The 16,798-nt window shown below is 63.9% G+C and carries 17 protein-coding genes and 2 tRNA genes; 3 read left to right on the top strand and 16 right to left on the bottom strand.

Annotated features, from left to right (window positions below; all coding sequences use genetic code 11):
• Positions 1–40: 40 nt before the first annotated feature.
• Positions 41–1,429 carry a dihydrolipoyl dehydrogenase gene (gene lpdA / locus J2X53_RS02780; RefSeq protein WP_349035938.1) on the top strand — a complete coding sequence of 463 codons (1,389 nt, stop codon included), beginning with the start codon at positions 41–43 and terminating at the stop codon, positions 1,427–1,429.
• A gap of 38 nt (positions 1,430–1,467) precedes the next feature.
• Here the strand turns inward: lpdA and J2X53_RS02775 are convergent, their stop codons facing one another.
• From J2X53_RS02775 to J2X53_RS02760, 4 genes are all read right to left on the bottom strand, one after another.
• Positions 1,468–2,214 (bottom strand): class I SAM-dependent methyltransferase, encoded by a 747-nt coding sequence (locus J2X53_RS02775; RefSeq protein WP_349035937.1) that lies wholly within the window; start codon positions 2,212–2,214, stop codon positions 1,468–1,470.
• A gap of 4 nt (positions 2,215–2,218) precedes the next feature.
• Positions 2,219–3,301: a glycosyltransferase family 61 protein gene (locus tag J2X53_RS02770; RefSeq protein ID WP_349035936.1), complete on the bottom strand. Its 1,083-nt coding sequence runs from the start codon at positions 3,299–3,301 to the stop codon at positions 2,219–2,221.
• Positions 3,302–3,370: 69 nt separating this feature from the next.
• Positions 3,371–4,021, bottom strand: coding sequence for a GntR family transcriptional regulator (locus J2X53_RS02765; protein ID WP_118156012.1), 651 nt, complete (start codon positions 4,019–4,021; stop codon positions 3,371–3,373).
• Between the two features lie 33 nt (positions 4,022–4,054).
• On the bottom strand, positions 4,055–4,759 hold the full coding sequence (locus J2X53_RS02760) for a SprT family zinc-dependent metalloprotease (protein WP_349035935.1): 705 nt from the start codon (positions 4,757–4,759) through the stop codon (positions 4,055–4,057).
• Between the two features lie 196 nt (positions 4,760–4,955).
• On the opposite strand from J2X53_RS02760, the gene J2X53_RS02755 reads away from it, so the two are divergent.
• Together J2X53_RS02755 and J2X53_RS02750 are read left to right on the top strand one after the other, a co-directional pair.
• Positions 4,956–5,288: a TIGR02300 family protein gene (locus tag J2X53_RS02755; protein ID WP_118156010.1), complete on the top strand. Its 333-nt coding sequence runs from the start codon at positions 4,956–4,958 to the stop codon at positions 5,286–5,288.
• A gap of 102 nt (positions 5,289–5,390) precedes the next feature.
• A tRNA-Ala gene (locus tag J2X53_RS02750) sits at positions 5,391–5,466 on the top strand.
• Between the two features lie 161 nt (positions 5,467–5,627).
• On the opposite strand, the gene J2X53_RS02745 is transcribed toward J2X53_RS02750, so the two are convergent.
• From J2X53_RS02745 to J2X53_RS02690, 12 genes are all read right to left on the bottom strand, one after another.
• Positions 5,628–5,704 (bottom strand) — tRNA-Arg (locus tag J2X53_RS02745).
• 30 nt (positions 5,705–5,734) lie between these two features.
• Positions 5,735–6,145, bottom strand: coding sequence for a GNAT family N-acetyltransferase (locus J2X53_RS02740; RefSeq protein WP_349036290.1), 411 nt, complete (start codon positions 6,143–6,145; stop codon positions 5,735–5,737).
• Positions 6,146–6,304: 159 nt separating this feature from the next.
• Positions 6,305–7,930 (bottom strand): dihydroxyacetone kinase subunit DhaK, encoded by a 1,626-nt coding sequence (locus J2X53_RS02735; RefSeq protein ID WP_349035934.1) that lies wholly within the window; start codon positions 7,928–7,930, stop codon positions 6,305–6,307.
• Between the two features lie 11 nt (positions 7,931–7,941).
• Complete coding sequence (locus tag J2X53_RS02730) at positions 7,942–8,937, bottom strand: ABC transporter ATP-binding protein (protein WP_349035933.1); 996 nt, start codon at positions 8,935–8,937, stop codon at positions 7,942–7,944.
• Positions 8,930–10,027, bottom strand: coding sequence for an ABC transporter ATP-binding protein (locus J2X53_RS02725; RefSeq protein ID WP_349035932.1), 1,098 nt, complete (start codon positions 10,025–10,027; stop codon positions 8,930–8,932). The genes J2X53_RS02730 and J2X53_RS02725 overlap by 8 nt, the downstream gene beginning before the upstream one ends.
• A 6-nt stretch (positions 10,028–10,033) precedes the next feature.
• The gene (locus tag J2X53_RS02720; protein WP_349035931.1) at positions 10,034–10,219 is read right to left on the bottom strand and encodes a hypothetical protein; all 186 of its coding nucleotides are present in this window, start codon (positions 10,217–10,219) and stop codon (positions 10,034–10,036) included.
• Positions 10,220–10,364: 145 nt separating this feature from the next.
• Positions 10,365–11,306, bottom strand: a complete 942-nt coding sequence (locus tag J2X53_RS02715; protein WP_349035930.1) for a carbohydrate ABC transporter permease — start codon at positions 11,304–11,306, stop codon at positions 10,365–10,367.
• Positions 11,307–11,505: 199 nt separating this feature from the next.
• Positions 11,506–12,453 carry a sugar ABC transporter permease gene (locus tag J2X53_RS02710; protein WP_349035929.1) on the bottom strand — a complete coding sequence of 316 codons (948 nt, stop codon included), beginning with the start codon at positions 12,451–12,453 and terminating at the stop codon, positions 11,506–11,508.
• 62 nt (positions 12,454–12,515) lie between these two features.
• Positions 12,516–13,847 carry an extracellular solute-binding protein gene (locus tag J2X53_RS02705; RefSeq protein ID WP_349035928.1) on the bottom strand — a complete coding sequence of 444 codons (1,332 nt, stop codon included), beginning with the start codon at positions 13,845–13,847 and terminating at the stop codon, positions 12,516–12,518.
• 163 nt (positions 13,848–14,010) lie between these two features.
• Positions 14,011–15,048 carry a LacI family DNA-binding transcriptional regulator gene (locus J2X53_RS02700; protein WP_349035927.1) on the bottom strand — a complete coding sequence of 346 codons (1,038 nt, stop codon included), beginning with the start codon at positions 15,046–15,048 and terminating at the stop codon, positions 14,011–14,013.
• 52 nt (positions 15,049–15,100) lie between these two features.
• Entirely contained in the window at positions 15,101–16,360 is a 1,260-nt protein-coding gene (locus J2X53_RS02695) for a glycerate kinase (RefSeq protein WP_349035926.1), read from the bottom strand.
• Positions 16,361–16,431: 71 nt separating this feature from the next.
• Positions 16,432–16,719 carry a hypothetical protein gene (locus tag J2X53_RS02690; RefSeq protein WP_349035925.1) on the bottom strand — a complete coding sequence of 96 codons (288 nt, stop codon included), beginning with the start codon at positions 16,717–16,719 and terminating at the stop codon, positions 16,432–16,434.
• Between the last annotated feature and the right edge of the window lie 79 nt (positions 16,720–16,798).

Genomic DNA, 16,798 nt, shown 5'->3' with positions numbered 1-16,798 from the left:
CATACGCGGGCCAGACCCGTGATTGCCGAAAGGAAAGACCGTGGCAGAGTTTGACGTGATCATCATTGGCGCAGGCCCCGGCGGCTATGTCTGCGCGATCCGTGCGGCACAGCTGGGGCTGAAAGTGGCCTGCGTCGAAGTGCGCGGCACGCTGGGCGGCACCTGCCTGAATGTGGGCTGCATCCCGTCCAAGGCGCTGTTGAACGCGACGCATCAGCTGCACGAAGTCCATGAAAACTTTGAAAAAATGGGCCTGATGGGGGCAAACCCCACCGTCGATTGGGCCAAGATGCTGGCCTATAAGGATGATGTCATCAACGGCAACACCAAGGGCATCGAATTCCTGTTCAAAAAGAACAAGATCACCTGGCTGAAAGGCTGGGCCACCATCCCGGCGGCAGGTCAGGTCAAGGTCGGCGACGACGTTCACACCGCAAAAAACATCGTGATTGCAACGGGTTCCGAGCCGTCGTCGCTCCCCGGAGTGACCGTTGATGAAAAGATCATCGTGACCTCGACCGGCGCTCTGGAGTTGTCAGAGGTACCGAAATCCATGGTGGTGATCGGCGCCGGTGTGATCGGGCTGGAGATGGGCTCGGTCTACGCCCGGCTTGGCGCGCAGGTGACGGTGGTGGAATACCTTGACGCCATCACCCCCGGCATGGATGCCGAAGTGGCGAAAGCGTTCCAGAAAATCCTGACCAAACAAGGTATTAAGTTCGTTCTGGGCGCAGCCGTTCAGGGCGCTGAACTTGCCGAAACCGGGGCCAAGGTCAGCTACAAGCTGCGCAAGGACGACTCCGCGCATGAGATTGCGGCAGATGTCGTTCTGGTTGCCACCGGCCGCAAGCCCTATGTCACCGGTCTGGGGCTGGAGGCGTTGGGGGTAGAGATGCTGCCGCGCGGGCAGATCAAATCCGACGATCACTTTGCAACCAATATCAAGGGCTTGTACGCCATCGGCGATGCGATCGTCGGCCCGATGCTGGCCCACAAGGCCGAAGATGAAGGCATGGCACTGGCCGAAATACTCGCCGGAAAACATGGCCACGTTAACTACAACGTAATCCCCGGTGTGGTATATACCACGCCGGAGGTGGCCTCGGTCGGGGCGACGGAAGAGCAGCTGAAAGAACAGGGTCGCGCCTACAAGGTTGGCAAGTTCAGCTTTATGGGCAACGCCCGTGCCAAGGCGGTGTTTCAGGCCGATGGCTTTGTCAAACTGATCGCCGACAAGGAAACCGACCGGATTCTGGGCTGCCACATCATCGGCCCCGCTGCCGGGGATCTGATCCATGAGGTCTGTGTGGCGATGGAATTCGGGGCCTCCGCCCAAGATCTGGCGCTGACCTGCCACGCGCATCCAACATATAGCGAGGCTGTGCGTGAGGCCGCACTGGCCTGCGGCGATGGCGCAATCCACGCCTGAGCTTTTGTCCGGGGGGCTGCAAGCCCCCCGGCTGCGCCTCAGGGGGTAACTTTCTCGGGCTTCAACGCAGCCTCTTCGGCCAGCTTCACGCCAGAGAACAGCGGATAGCCTGCCGCCATGAAACCCGCAGTATCCTCATAGTCAAACAGCGCGTTAAACGCCTCCAGCCCGAACTCTTCCAAAGTCATGTCAGCGTAAAGTTCTGTAATTTCAGCGTATTTCTTGTCCAGCACCTTTGATTTCGGGTCCAGCCCGCTGATCAGCACCACCCCGGTCGGCGCGGCATCCAGCACGGTAATCCGCAGGTCGGGGCGGTATTCCATCAGGATCGGGATCAGCTTCCACACATCGCCGGTCCAGGCCTGTTTCGGGATCGCCGACAGATCGCGGGTGGTCATCTCATGATTGAACGGGCAGCAATCGTGCAGGGCAATCACCCCCTTGGAATCGCTGGCCTTTTCAGTGGCGATGAAATCGCGCAGCAGAAATTCGAACAGGTGCATCCCGTCGAGAAAGCTGAACGACAGCTTGACCTTCATCGCCTTGAGAAACTCACCGGCGAAGAAATCATCGCTGGTTTGCTGAAACACATGCAGCGCCGGTTTCGAGCCGATAATATTGGCTTCGGCGCGAAAGAACGGGTCCACCGCGATGGTCTTGCCCCGCGCATTGGCGAATATGCGGCCGGTGCGGCACCCCACTTCGATATACCAGTCAAACAGCACCTCGCGGTGCAGCCCCGCCATGAAACTGGTGTATTTCACCCCATTGGCCTGTTTGAACATGTCCCTATCCCTTTCGCCGCGCTTCGCGCTGTGTTTTCAACCATCCGGCCCGTTGGGCCGTATCCATCAACTGCTCTCCGGGCTCCAGACCCGCTGCCAGAGAGCGATCCACCGCTGCCGGTGACGGGGCCTGCCAGCCGCTGCCGCTGATCAGCCCGAGGGCCACAAGACCATCGTGCAGCATGTCGAAATCCAGCACCGACAGACCCAGATGCTCACCCCGTTGCGGCGGCCACCACAGCGTCTGCACCGCATTCAGGGCGGTGGTGGGCGTGCCGGGGCGGTCGGCCATCTGCGCCAGCATCACATCGGGCAATGCGTCGCGCCGATGGATCACCGCCGACACCTGCCCCGGCTGCCGGATCAGCGCGAACAGGTGCAGCGCCGAGCCTTCGGCAAAGATAAGCTTGCCCGCCGCCTGAAAGGTCTGCACCTGATGCTGTACATCATGCGCTTCGGGGCGATAGATCTGGTAGCCCTCTGCCGCCAGCAGCGTTTCAAGATGGTCTTCACAGGCATAGCGGCCCGCTTTCGGGCCAAGCCCGCTGCGGGTGACATAGACCTTGCGATCCGGGTCGGGCGTGCCGAGGGGCGGCCAGCGGCGGTCGATCCAGTCGTAAAACGCAGGCTCGCCGGTGCCGCCGCGGCATTCGCCAAAGCGCTCTTCGGCGGTGTGCAGGGTTTCAAACCGCAGCGCGCCTTCGGTGATCATGACCGGGTTCGACAGCCCCAGCCCGCGCAGGATCGCAGGCACCACGGCATAGCCGGGTGCGCGGGCTAGCGGTTTGGCGGCATAGGTGATCACAGTCTCCGGCGGCAGCCCCTCCAACGCCCAGAGCCGCCCAAGCGCGTTGAGCAATACAAAGCCGAACTGCTTGTCGACCGACCCCGCAAACAGCGCCGGGCCGAACATCAGCGGGGCGTCAGACGGCGCCCCGGCCTGCGCCGCCGAAAGGGTCGTCCAGGAGGCGGTGCGGATCGCGCAATCGGGCAACAGCCCGCCATCAGCGCCATAAACGCCAAGGCTGGTGGTGCGACGGTCAACCCGGCTGCCGGACAGCAAGAAGGCGTTGTGATGTGCGGTCATGCGAGCCAACTGTTTCAATACGGGCGACAATAGCGCCAAAACCTTGCGTTTTCACAACTGGTTTTGTCGTCACCCCGCCAGATGGCGCAGCCCCTGTGTCACATCTGTCCGCACCGCCAGCCGCAACCCCGGCTCGTCGCCTGCTTTCAAGGCAGCGAGGATCAGCCGGTGGTATTGCGGCGGCTCCTTCCGGCGCAACCGCGAGTAGAGCGCCCGCATCGTCGGCCCCAGTTGCAGCCAGACCGTCTCGCAGATCGCCAGCATCGCGGGGGCCTGCGCCCGCAGATAGAGCGTGCGGTGAAATTCCAGATTGGTGCGCACATAGGCCACCGCATCCTGCCGCTGCACCGCCTCGGCGTTCAGGGCATTGATCGCGGCCAGACGGTCGATCAGCGCGAAATGGGCGCGCGGCAGGGCACGGGCGGCCATCTCGGGTTCCAGCAGGGCGCGGATCGCGGCCAGTTCCTCGATCCGTTCGGGCGTCAGCTCGGGCGTCGATACGCGGCCCGAGCTGGAAATGGTCAGCGCCCCCTCGGCCACCAGACGACGGATCGCCTCACGCGCGGGGGTCATCGACACGCCATAGTCTTTGGCAAGACCGCGCAGGGTCATCGGCTGGCCCGGCGGCACCTCGCCATGCATCACCTGCTGACGCAGGCTGCGATACAGGCGCTCATGGGCGGCGGCGTTGGGATCGGTCAGGCGGGGTGTGATGGGCATGATCACAAGCCAAGCACCGCTTTTGCGCCGGGGTCAATCCATCGCGTTGCTCTGCGGGCCAAAGACGTAGCCATGCAGCACCTGCCCCTCGGCATGCAGCCAGCTGCGCTGCACCTGCCAGCGGGGGAACAGCTGCTCAACCACCGCCCAGAACGCCGGCGAGTGGTTCATCTGCGCCAGATGCGCCACCTCATGGGCCGCCACGTAATCCAGCACCGGAGCCGGGGCCATGATCAACCGCCACGAAAACATCAGCGCCCCGTCATGCGCGCACGACCCCCAGCGGGACCGGGTGTCGCGCAGCGTCAGCCGGGTGTAGCGGCGACCCAGTCGGGCGGCATGACGGTCACAGGCGGCGGCCAGCCGGTCCCGCGCCAGCACCTTGAGAAAGGCCCCGGCCCGCACCCCGGCCTGTGCCGGATCACCCGGGATGAACAGCGAATCACCCTCCAGCCGGACCGAGCGCCCCGCCCCCGCGACCAGCTGCCGCATCTGGCCCTCGACCGGGATCAGATCGCCCAAGCCCACCACCTGCCGCCCCGGCATCTGCGCCAGCGTCTGGCGGATCCAGCCCTCTTGCTCGGCCGCAAAGCGCAACGCTTCCGACTCGCGGGCGCGCAGCGGCATCGACAGGGTGACGCGGCCATCAAGCCGCGACACCCGCAGCGAAAACCGCCGCGTCCGGGCAGACCGGCGCAGGGTAATTTCGACAGGAGGGGAACCGGGAAGCTGGTGCATGTATCGCTCTTGCAAGGCCGGGACAGAATAGCCACCTTGACAATGGCCGCAATGGGGCCAAAAGCCTTTGTCCTTGGCCCACTCCGGCCAAAAGCCTTTGACCTTGGCCATCCTTTGGCCAAAAGCCTTTGACAGACGCGGGCCCTTGTGGCAAGCGACGCCGTTACTGCAATTCCACAGCCTTAAGGGAACCACCATGCCCAAGGAAGAATGGGGTACAAAGCGTATTTGCCCGACCACCGGGAAACGCTTTTATGACCTGAACCGCTCCCCGATCGTCAGCCCCTACACGGGTGAGGTCGTGGATATCGAATCTGCCCGCCGCAAGATGGCGGCATCGGTCATTGCCCGCGTCGTGCCTGAAAAGGACGAAGAGGTTCTGGTCGATGATCTGGAAGCCGATGACGATCTGCTGGAGACCGCAACCGACGATGCGGAACTGGATGATGATCTTCTGGAAGATGATGCAGATGACAATGTTTCGCTGGACGAACTGGCCGATGTGGCCGGGGATGACGACGAGACCTGAGATTTCGCATCGGCGTGGGACGGGACGCAAAAAACCACTTGCACCCCCCCACGCCCTCGCCTAAATACCGCCCATCGAAACGGAAACGTGACGATACCCGGTGGGGTCATAGCTCAGATGGGAGAGCGCTTGAATGGCATTCAAGAGGTCCGCGGTTCGATCCCGCGTGGCTCCACCAATTAAATCACTGATGCACAACGAAAACCGCTGATCGCAAGATCGGCGGTTTCGTCGTTTTGCAATTGGCGTGATCGGTGTTTGACGGGAAGGCGACCCATACGCTCCCCCCTGCGGCAGATGCGGGGTTGGGCTGTCGTGGGTCTGGCAAAAAGGCAGTTTTGGCGATCCCGGGAGGACTCGAACCCCCGACCCGCTGCTTAGAAGGCAGCTGCTCTATCCGGCTGAGCTACGGGACCGTTGCGCCCTTTTTGCGCGAAGCGGGCGGGTTAGACAAGGCTGCGCGTCATGAAAACCGAATTGGGATCGTCAGTATAGCCTTCAAACGGCGGACATTCGGTGAAGCCCGCATTTGAATATAGCGCCCGGGCGGCGACAAAGGTGGGCTGCACCCCGGTTTCCAGCGACAGGCGGGTAAAGCCCTCGGCGCGGGCGGCATCGACGAGGTGTTCCAGCATCCGGCGCGACAGGCCCCTGCCCCGCACCTCGGCCAGCACATGCATCGACTTGATTTCGGCATGGGTGGCGTCAATCCGTTTGAACGCGCCCATGCCGATCGGCTCGCCCTCTTCGCGCATCACGAAAAACCAGATGCCGGGCCCTGCCAGTTGTGCGGCATCCATCATGTGGATGCTCTCGGGCGGGGTGTCGGCGTGCATTTCGGTGGTATGGCGCTGCATCAGCAGGGCAAGGTCCGGGCCTAGCGGCGATTCCAGCGCAATTGTGGGGATCATAGGGGATACTCGGTTCAGGCTTCGCGCCTACAGAGACCGAATTCCTCAACACAATCAATATATCATCGCTGCACATTTAAACTTTCAACGGAAAGCCCGGCACAGTCAGTCGATTCGTGACAGATTTTCCAGCAAACGCGCCACCGCTTCAGCGCCCGGATCGTTAAATCCCGCCAGCTTGTCAGCCGACAGATAGCTGGAGCGCCCGGCTTTGGCGCGGGTCATGGTGGCGGTGCCATCGGCGCCCTGCCGGGCCGCTGTGGCGGCGGCCGACACGCCCTCGGGCAACGCCGCCAGGGCCGGTGCCAATGCGTCGATCATCGTACGGTCACCCGGATGGGCGCCACCGACCTGCTGCACCCGGTCCAGCCCGGCGGCCAAGGCACCGATCCAGTTCCTGCCACCCGCAGACGCATCGCCCGCTGCGGTGAAAAAGATTGCCAGCAGCACGCCGGATGAGCCGCCCATGGTCTGGCTCAGCTCGGTGCCGATGGCGCGGAACAGCTGGGTGGTGTCGGCCAGCGGCATCCGGTCCAACGCGCCCGCGAGCGCCCGCGCCGCGCCCGCAAGGGTCGATCCGGTGTCGCCATCGCCCGATTTGGCATCCAGCGCGTTCAGATCCGCCTCGGCCGCGATCAGCGCGGCGCAGCAACGCGCGATCAAGGCCGCACGCTGCGGATGGGCCGAAGGCTCTGGCTGGATCGGGGTCAGCCCGTCGGGCAAGTTCCGCAGGCCCACCGGGCCAAGCCGGTGCAGCCCCGGCCATGCGGCAGGGGCCACCGGCGCGGCAAGCGCCTGTTCCTGCTCCGCTGTCACCGGCAGCAGCGACACCGAAAACCCGTGCATGTCGAGCGAGGTCATCAGCGGGGCCGGGCCAATGATCCATTTCACCCGGTCGGCCAAAGCCGACCGCCCCAGTTCTTCGGCCAGCACGCTCATTTCCAGCGGCGTGGTCCCGCCCAGATTGTTCAGAAGCGCGACATGATCGCCGTGCCCCAGATGCGGCATCAGCCGGTCAACCACCATGGCCATCGCCGACTTTGCCCCGGTAAAAGCCACCTGCTCTGTCCCGGCTTCGCCATGAATACCCAGCCCAAGCTCGGCCTTGCCCGCGCCGATCCGGTCTTCCTTCGGGCTGCCGGGCACGGTGCAGGTGTCCAGCGACATGCCGATGGAAACCGCCCCGCCGATCACCACCCGCGCCGCCGCGGCGATGGTGTCCAGGTCGGCCCCGGCCTCGGCCATTGCTCCCGCGATCTTGTGAACGAATAACGTGCCTGCCACCCCGCGCGCCTGCGGCAGATCAGGCAGCGCCACATCGTCATCAACGATCACCATTTCCACTTTCAGCCCGAACGCCCGGGCGCGTTCGGCGGCAAGGCCAAAGTTCAGCCGGTCGCCGGTGTAGTTCTTGACGATCAACAGACAGCCCGCCGCGCCGGTCACCGCCAGAATCCCCGCCAGAACGGCATCGACCGAGGGGCTGGCAAACACATCGCCGCACACCGCCGCCGTCAGCATGCCCTGTCCCACAAATCCGGCATGGCTCGGCTCGTGCCCCGAGCCACCACCCGAGACCAGCGCGACCTTCGCGCGGTCCCAGTCGCTGCGCAGCACCACCTTGATATGCGGGTAGCCATCCAGCCGCACCAAAGCCCCGCCCGAGGCCCGCACCACGCCATCAATGGCCTCGGTGATCAGGCTTTCCTTGACATTCATGAACTGTTTCATGGGCCTGCTCCTCAGAGACGGTTACCGCCCGCGTCAAACCACAGCGGGTTTTGCGGGCGGATGGCGATGGTATCCCCGGTGCCAAGCGGCGTGTGGGGATCGGCAAGGGTGATGATCTCATGCGGGCCAAAGGCCAGATGCAACCGGGTCTGATCCCCCAGCCGCTCTACCCGGCGCACGGTGGCAGGCTCGCCCTCGCCGATCAGGATATGTTCGGGCCGCAGCCCCATCTGCACCGCCCCCGCCGGAGCCCCGGGGCCAAAGCTGCCGGCGGGCAGCAGGGTGATCCGGGGCTGACCCAGACGGCTGGCGACATAGGTGCTGACCGGATCTTCGTAGATCTGGCGCGGGGTGCCGAACTGCACCAGCCGGCCCTGATCCAGCACACCGACATGGGTGGCCATGGTCATCGCCTCGATCTGATCATGGGTGACATAGAGAAACGTCGCCCCCAGTTCCGCATGGATGCGTTTCAGCTCCACCCGCAGATCGGCGCGGAGTTTGGCATCCAGACTGCTGAGCGGCTCGTCCATCAGGTAAATGCGCGGCTGGCGCACCAGCGCGCGGCCAATCGACACCCGCTGCATCTCGCCCCCCGACAGGGCGGTGGCCTTGTTGTCCAGCTTGTGGCCGATGCGCAGCGCCTCTGCCACCGCCTGCACCCGTCTGGTGATCTCAGGCTCGGGCATGTTGATCACCGGGCTGCGCAACGGAAAGGCCAGATTGTCGCGCACCGACAGATGCGGGTAGAGCGAGTATTGCTGGAACACCATCGCCACATCGCGCTGCGCCGGGGTGTCGTTGAGGACGGACTCGCCGTCGATCACGATGTCACCGCTGTCAGGCCGCTCCAGCCCCGCGATCAGCCGCAGCGTCGTGGTCTTGCCCGCGCCGGTGGGGCCAAGCAGCACCACGAACGCCCCATCGGGAATGGTGAGCGTGACATCCCGCAACGCCTGCGTTGCGCCAAAGGCCTTGGACACATGGGACAGGATGACTTCAGCCATACAGCACCCCCGCATTGGCCGCCGTGCGGAACGCCTGACCCGAGCCCGCATCAAACAGCGCCAGCGTGCTGGCGCGAAAATCCAGCCCCACCGTATCACCCGTGCGCACCGCCTGACCCGACGGCGCGCGCGCCTTGACCGTGCCATGCGCACAATCCAGCGTGATGATCTGCGAGGTGCCCAGATACTCGCTGGCCAGAATCCGCCCGCGATACGGGGCGGCGTCGCTCAGCACCACATGCTCGGGCCGCACCCCCAGCACCAGATCGCGCGGGCTGGCGGCCTGCTGCAATTCGGGCGTGGCAATGGTCACCCCGCCAAGCTGGACCGAGGCATCGCCCGCCTGCACCGCCCCCTGAAACCGCAGGAGATTCATCGACGGGCTGCCGATGAAATCGGCGACAAACAGCGTGGCCGGATGGTCGTAAATCTCTTGCGGGGTGCCGAACTGCTCGACAACGCCGTGATTCATCACCACGATCTTGTCGCCCATCTGCATCGCCTCCAACTGATCATGGGTGACATAGACCGTGGTCGCCCCCATGCGGTCATGCAAAGCCCGCAACTCTTCCGCCATATGCTCGCGGAACTCGGCATCCAACGCCCCCAGCGGCTCATCCATCATGAACGCCTTGGGGTTGCGCACGATGGCCCGCCCCAGCGCCACCCGCTGCCGGTCACCGCCCGACAACCCGCCCACCGGCTTGTCGAGGATATCGGTGATGCCCAGAATCCGCGCCACCTCGGCCACCTTGGCCTGCACCTGCGCCCGTGGCACCCCCTGGCTCACCAGCGGATAGCTGATGTTGCGGCGCACATTCATATGCGGGTACAGCGCAAACATCTGGAACACCATGGCGATGTCCCGCTGTGACGCCGGGCGCTGCGACACATCCTCGCCATCCATCAGGATCTGGCCACTTGTCGGCAGCTCCAGCCCGGCGATCATCCGCAGCGTGGTGGTCTTGCCACAGCCCGACGGCCCGAGCAGCATGAAGAACTCACCGTCCCCAACGGTGAAAGACGAGCCCTGCACGGCGGCAAATGCCCCGAACTCCTTGCGCAGATTGCGGATCACGATTTCAGCCACAGCGCGCTACTCCGGGAAATGGCTGGTGATGATGAACATCACCGTGCCGACAAGAGTCACGAGAAAGCTGTAGGTAAACGCCCACAGAAAGAACGGCTGCATCAGCATCACCACCCCCAGCGCGATCAGAACCGTCGACAGGTTCTCCCACGGCCCCCGCCGCAACCGCAGAAGTCCGGTCAGAAATGACATGGGCACGCCCTTTCATCTTGGCAAAAATACTCCCGCCGGAGGCTCCTATCCCCCGCCGCAGGAGCCTCCGGCGGGAGTATTTGGACCAGGACGAATGCGGCAGCGGCAGAACCGGGCATCCCGGATTTTTCGCAGAAAAATCGTGTCATTTGCGCACCGCGCCAAAGGTGATCCCGCGCAAAAGGTGCTTGCGCAGCAGGATGGTGAAAATCATCACCGGCAACAGGAACAGCGTGGCGCCAGCCGCTACGGCGGGCCAGTCCTGCCCGCCGACGCCGATGATGGTCGGGATAAAGGGCGGGGCGGTCTGGGCATTGCCCGAGGTGAGCAGCACGGCAAAGGCATATTCGTTCCAGGCAAAGATCAAACAAAAGATCGCGGTGCTGGCGATGCCCGTCGCGGCCTGCGGCAGCACCACTTTGCGAAACGCCTGAAACCGGGTGTAGCCGTCAATCAGCGCCGCCTCTTCATATTCGCGCGGGATCTCGTCGATGAAGCCTTTCAGCAGCCAGACCGCGAGGGAGATGTTCACCGCCGTATAGAGCAGGATCATGCCCAGATGGGTGTCCGACAGGCCCAGCTCGCGGTACATCAGGTAAATCGGGATGGCGACGGCAATAGGCGGCATCATCCGGGTCGAAAGGATGAAGAACAACAGATCATCCTTGAGCGGCACCTTGAACCGCGAAAACGCGTAAGCCGCCAGGGTGCCCAGAAAGATCGACAGCGCGGTGGAGCCAAAGCCGATGATCACCGAATTCATGAAGCGCTCGCCGAACCGCGACTGCCCGGCAATCACGGTGCCGCTCTGGCGCACGATGTCATCATACCAGGTCTCCGGCGGCGGCAGGGCGGCGAACTGCTCGGCCCCGATCCTTGTGCGGGTGGTGAACAGGTTGACGTAGCCTTCGAGACTCGGCTCGAACAGCACGCGTGGCGGATAGCTGATGCTGTCAGGCCCGGATTTGAACCCGGTAGAGATGATCCACAACAGCGGCAGCAGGGTGATGATCGCATAGACCACCACCAGCACGGCGGCGATGGATTTCGATGCGCGCGATGGTTCGGTGACGGAATAAGCGCTCATGGCTGGTCTCCGGTTCTGCCGGCCGCGCGCAGCCCCCCCACCCCAGCCGTCGGGGACATGCCCCGACCCCACGAGGGGGGAGGGAGGCGCAAAGCGGATGGCGGGAGGCGCAGGTGGACCGGCCGGGCACCTCCCCTCCTCCTTGTGGGGAGGGGCCGGGGGTGGGGGGCGGTTGGAAAGCGGCGTGGCGGATGGTTCATCACCGCTCCTTCACCTTGTTCAGGGCTTTGACATAGATCGAAGCCAGACCAAACACGGTCACAAACAGGATAATCGCATAGGCCGAGGAATAGCCTGTGCGCCATTTCTCGAATGCCTCACGCTTCAGGTCGATACTGGCGAGCAGGGTCTCATTGCCCGGCCCGCCGCCAGTCAGCAGCACCACCATGTCGAACATCTTGAAATTCTCGATGCCCCGGAACAGCACCGCCAGCATCAGAAACGGCAGCACCATTGGCACGGTGATGGTCCAGAACTGCCGCCATTTGCTGGCGCGGTCCACCTCTGCCGCCTCATAGATATAGTCGGGGATCGAGCGCAGGCCCGCCAGACAAATCAACATGACAAAGGGCGTCCACATCCAGGTGTCGACGATGATGATCGACCATTTCGCCAGCCCCCCGGCCCCGAGCATCGAAAATGAGCTGGCAGGTGTGCCAGTCAGCAGTTCGACCATGTAATTGAACAGACCGATCTGCGGCTGATACAGAAAGGTCCAGAAATTGCCGACCACAGCAGGCGACAGCATCATCGGCAGCACGATCAGCGTGGTCAACAGGTCATTGCCCTTGAACTTGCGGTTGATCAGCCAGGCGAGCGTAAACCCGATCACCACCTGCAGCGTGATGGTCCAGATCAGGAAATGCGCCGTGGTCTGCATGTTCGACCAGATGCCGTCACTGGTCAGGATACGCTCATAATTGCGCAGGCCTACCCATTCCACCTCGCGCCCCGGCCTGTTGGCGGCGAAGTTGGTGAACGACAGCCGCACGGTCCAGATCAGCGGAAAGATGTTGATCGCCAGCAACAAAAAGATGGTGGGGGCGACGAACAGCCAGGCGATGGCGCGGTCTGACAATCCGCGCACGCGGCGGGCCACGATGCGCGGCGTGGCGCGTGCCATTCGGTCGATCGGCGTATCGGTCATGAAATCGGTCCTGCGAGGGGACAAGGGTGCGCCGGTAGCCCGGCGCACCCGCAAAGGCGGCGTTACAGCTTGCCTTCGTCTTCAAACACTTCGGTCCAGTCGGCGATCAGACCGTCCAAAGCCTCTTGTGCGGTGCCCTGATCGGCCACCACATAGTTGTGCAACCGGTCCTGCATCGCCAGCAACAGCGAGGCATAGGCCGGTTCCTGCCAGAAGTCGTAGACGTTATCCATCGCCGCCAGAAAGTCGGCGGCAAAGGGCGCGCTGTCCTTGAAGCCGGGGTCGTTCAGCACCGACAGATGGCAGGAATAGCCGCCCATCGACCACCATTTCTGCTGCACATCGGGCTGGGCGAACCATTTGACATAGGCCAGAGCGCCATCAACATTGTCGGAATAGCTGACCACCGAAATGCCCTGCCCGCCAAGGGTAGAGGCTGGCTGGTTCTGGGCCGGGTTCACGAAAAAGTCGATCTTGTCGCCGCCCACGGTCGGGTCAGCGGCAAGGCCGGGGAAAAAGGCGAACCAGTTCATCGCCATCGCGACCTGACCGGATTTGAACGCATCCAGCGACTGTTCCATATAGGCGTTGTCATAGCCGGGGGGCGTCGCGGTCTTGTAGAGCTCCTTGTAAAACTCCAGCGCCTCAACCGCTTCGGGGGAGTTTACTGCACCCTCCATGTCATAGGCACCGGGGGTGTTCTCATATTTGAAGCCCCAGGCGTACAGCGCGCCGGTGGCCCCCATGGAGATGCCTTCCGACCCGCGCTCGGTAAAGATCGACGCGCCATAGACGGTCTGGCCGTCAATCTCGCGCCCCTGAAAGAACTGCGCGATCTGCAGCAGCTCTTTCTGGCTTTGCGGTTCGCGCAGGTCTTGGCCGGTGGCTTCCTTGTAGGCGGCCTTGATGTCATCCCGCTCGAACCAGTCCTTGCGGTAGAACCAGCCATTGGCGTCACCCATGGCGGGCAGCGCGTAATAGTTCGGCTCGCCCTTGGGCCAGGTGGAATAGGCGTAAACGGTGGCCGGGGCGAAATCGTCCATGCTGATCGACTCGGCCGCAAAGAAATCATTCAGCTTGATGTAATGGCCATTTTCCGCGCCGCCGCCGATCCACTGGCTGTCACCGATCAGCAGGTCACAGAGCTGGCCGCCAGAGTTCAGCTCATTCAGCATCCGGTCGGCATAGTTGGGCCATGGCACGAATTCGAATTTCATCTTGATGCCGGACTGTGCCTCGAAATCCTTGGACAGTTCGACAAGCGCGTTGGCCGGATCCCAGGCCGCCCAGCACAAGGTCAGTTCATTGGATTGGGCCGAGGCGACGTTGGCAGTCAGCACGGTGGCGGACAACACAGCGCCGACCGCGGTTGCGGTCAAAAGTCTTGCCTTCATTGATGTTCCTCCCTGAGTGCAAACACACAAGGACGTCCCTCCTCCGGCCGCCATCGTGATTGCTGCTGTGACGATAGGCAGGGAAATCCGGCCTGTCCATCAATTTTGAGGTACGCACATCATTTGGGCCTGCGCGCGAATTCAAACCGCTTTGACCAATGGATCACAGGCTCGGGGGCAGGTTTTCGCGCAGGATAATTTCCAGCCGCAGGCGCTCTTGTGATTCGTTGATCGGCTGCTGATCGGCCTTTGCCTGCAAAACGCGCAGGGTGCTGCGGGCAATATGGCCGACATTCTGCGCGATCACCGCATCCATCCAACCTGCCTCCAGCGCCGCAATGGTGTGCGGGGTCAGCTCGTGCCCGATGGTCACCACCCGGCCCAGCAAACCCAGGTCGGACAGCACCTGCGCCAGTGCCCGGTGACCGCTGCCCAACAGGTAAATGCCCCCGACCGGCCCGCTGGCGGCAAGCGACACCGCCATCACCTGCTGCAAGGTCTCAGACGCGCCGTGGGTTTCCAGCGTCTGACCCACCTCGATGCCGGGAAAGTCGCGCTGCATGACGGCATCAAAGCCACGACGCCGCTCGATACTGTCGCGCAACAGCATGGATTGGGCGATCACCATCACCCGCGGCGTCTTTCCCCCCAGAAACCGCCCCATCAGCACGCCCGCAGTCCGCCCGGCAGCATGGCTGTCAATGCCGACAAAATGGGTGACACCGGAGTTCGGCAGATCAGAAACCATCGCCACCACCGGCACCCCGGCCGCGTGCAGCGCCCGCAGCGCATCGCGCACCACCGGGGTTTCCGGGGCCATCAGCGCCACGCCCGAGATACCGCCCGCCGCCAGATCCGCCAGCATCATGGCAAGGCTGTGCATATCCTTTGCCGGAAAGCGCAACAGCTCAACCTGCATCCGGGCGGAAGTTGCAAGGGTTGCGGCCTGTTGCAGCGCATCCTGCAACGTCTGCAGAAACTGGCTTTCGGTATCGGGCAGCAGAATGGCAACGCGAAGGCTGCGCCCGCGTGCCAGATTGGCCGCCGCCATGTCGCGCACATAGCCCAGCCGGGCCACCGCATCCGTCACCGCCGCAATGGTCTTGTCACGTACGCCGGGGCGCGCATTCAGCACGCGGTCAACCGTGGCAAGGCTGACCCCGGCTTCGCGCGCTATGTCTGTGACGGTTGGCCTGCCCATATTTCAGGCTTAGCCCCAAAATCTGAGGTACGTCAATCAGGGTTGCGCGCGACTAAGGTGCAATCAGAATGGCGCGAAAGTCGTTGACGTTGGTCAGCGTCGGGCCGGTCACCACCTGCCCCCCGATCCCGGCAAAGAACGTGTGGGCATCATTGCGCGCCAGCGCGGCTGCGGGGTCCAGCGCGGCGGCCTGTGCCCGCGCGAGGGTTTCAGGGGAGATCACCGCCCCCGCCACCTCTGCCGCGCCATCCACCCCATCGGTATCGCAGGCAATGGCATGAATACCGGGCGCTGCGTTCAGCGCAATCGCCAGTGCCAGCGCATATTCGGCATTCGGCCCGCCAATCCCGTCCCCGCGCCGGGTGACGGTCAACTCGCCCCCTGACAAAAGCAGCACCGGGGCATCGCCGGGGCGCAGCGCGGCCTTGATCCGCAGCGCCTCCTGCGCCTGCGCGGCGGCAACCTCGCGCGCCTCGCCCTCCAGCGCGTCGCCCAGCAGCCGCACCTCACACCCCGCCTCGGCCGCAATCGCGGCAGCTGCGTTCAGCGACTGCACCGGGGCCGCATAGATCCGGTTGGTCACCCGCGACAGGCGCGGATCGCCCGGCGGCACCACGCTGGAGCCGTTTTGCAGCGCCGCCTGCACCGACCCCGGCACCGCGATCTGCCACCGGGTCAGGATCGCCATCGCATCTGCAGGCGTGGTCGCATCGCCCACCGTCGGACCAGAGCCGATAAAGGCCGGATCATCCCCCGGCACGTCAGAAATCATCAGCGTCAGCATCCGCGCCGGATAGGCGGCAGCGGCGAGTTGCCCGCCCTTGACCCGGCTCAGGTGTTTGCGGACCGTGTTCATCCGGTCAATCGGCGCGCCCGACGCCAGCAGCGCCGCGTTGACCGCCTGCTTTTCCGCCAGCGTCACGTCATGGCTGGGGGCCACCAGCAGCGCCGACGCCCCGCCCGAGATCAGGGCGAGCACGAAATCCCCCTCCCCCAGCCCTTCCAGCAGCTCCAGCATCCGCGCGGTCGCCGCCTGCCCGGCGGCATCGGGCACCGGGTGTGCTGCTTCCACAATCTCGATCCCCTGACAGGGGCGCCCATAGCCATAGCGGGTCAGCACCAGCCCGTCACACGGCCCCCAGGCCGCCTCCACCGCTTCGGCCATCCGCGCGCTGGCCTTGCCGGCCCCCACCACCACCACCCGGCCCGCCGGGCGCGGCGGCAGATGTTGGGCAAGGCTTCGCATCGGGTCAGCCACCTCGACCGCGCGGTCGAACAAGCGGCGCAGAAAGGCAGGCGGGTCGGTGATCATCGGGCATCCTCGGGTCAGCGTGCCCGTCTGTATAGGGCGGGCCGCGCCGCGCGATCAATGCTCCCCGTGCTTCAGCACCGCAATCGCCCCCGCATCTCGCCGCTGTCGCCCTGCAAACTCTGCTCGATCAACCTACACCTCGTCACCTCGGGGATCAGCGCGATCATGGTGGCGCGGATGCCCTGATGCTCGCCGCGCCGCGCATAGCCCAGACGGATCACCTCCACCGCCTCCCCCTTCTGAAACACCGTATAGTTGCGCCCGTCGCGGCTGACATCGGTGCGCACGGCACCAAAAAACTGCGGCGCAGGCTGGGCACCGCAGGCAGAAAGCAACAAAAGGAGGACAAGCATACGCATGCGCCCACAATGGCCGCCGATCGTTAATGTCAGGTTAAAATTGCAAAAGCCCGCCTGCAAAAGGAACCAGAACCGCCCC

Source organism: Pseudotabrizicola sp. 4114 (assembly GCF_031457365.1).
Taxonomy (GTDB): Bacteria; Pseudomonadota; Alphaproteobacteria; order Rhodobacterales; family Rhodobacteraceae; genus Pseudotabrizicola.
Note: the sequence above shows the minus strand (reverse complement) of the source record. Positions and strands in the feature narration are given on the sequence as shown.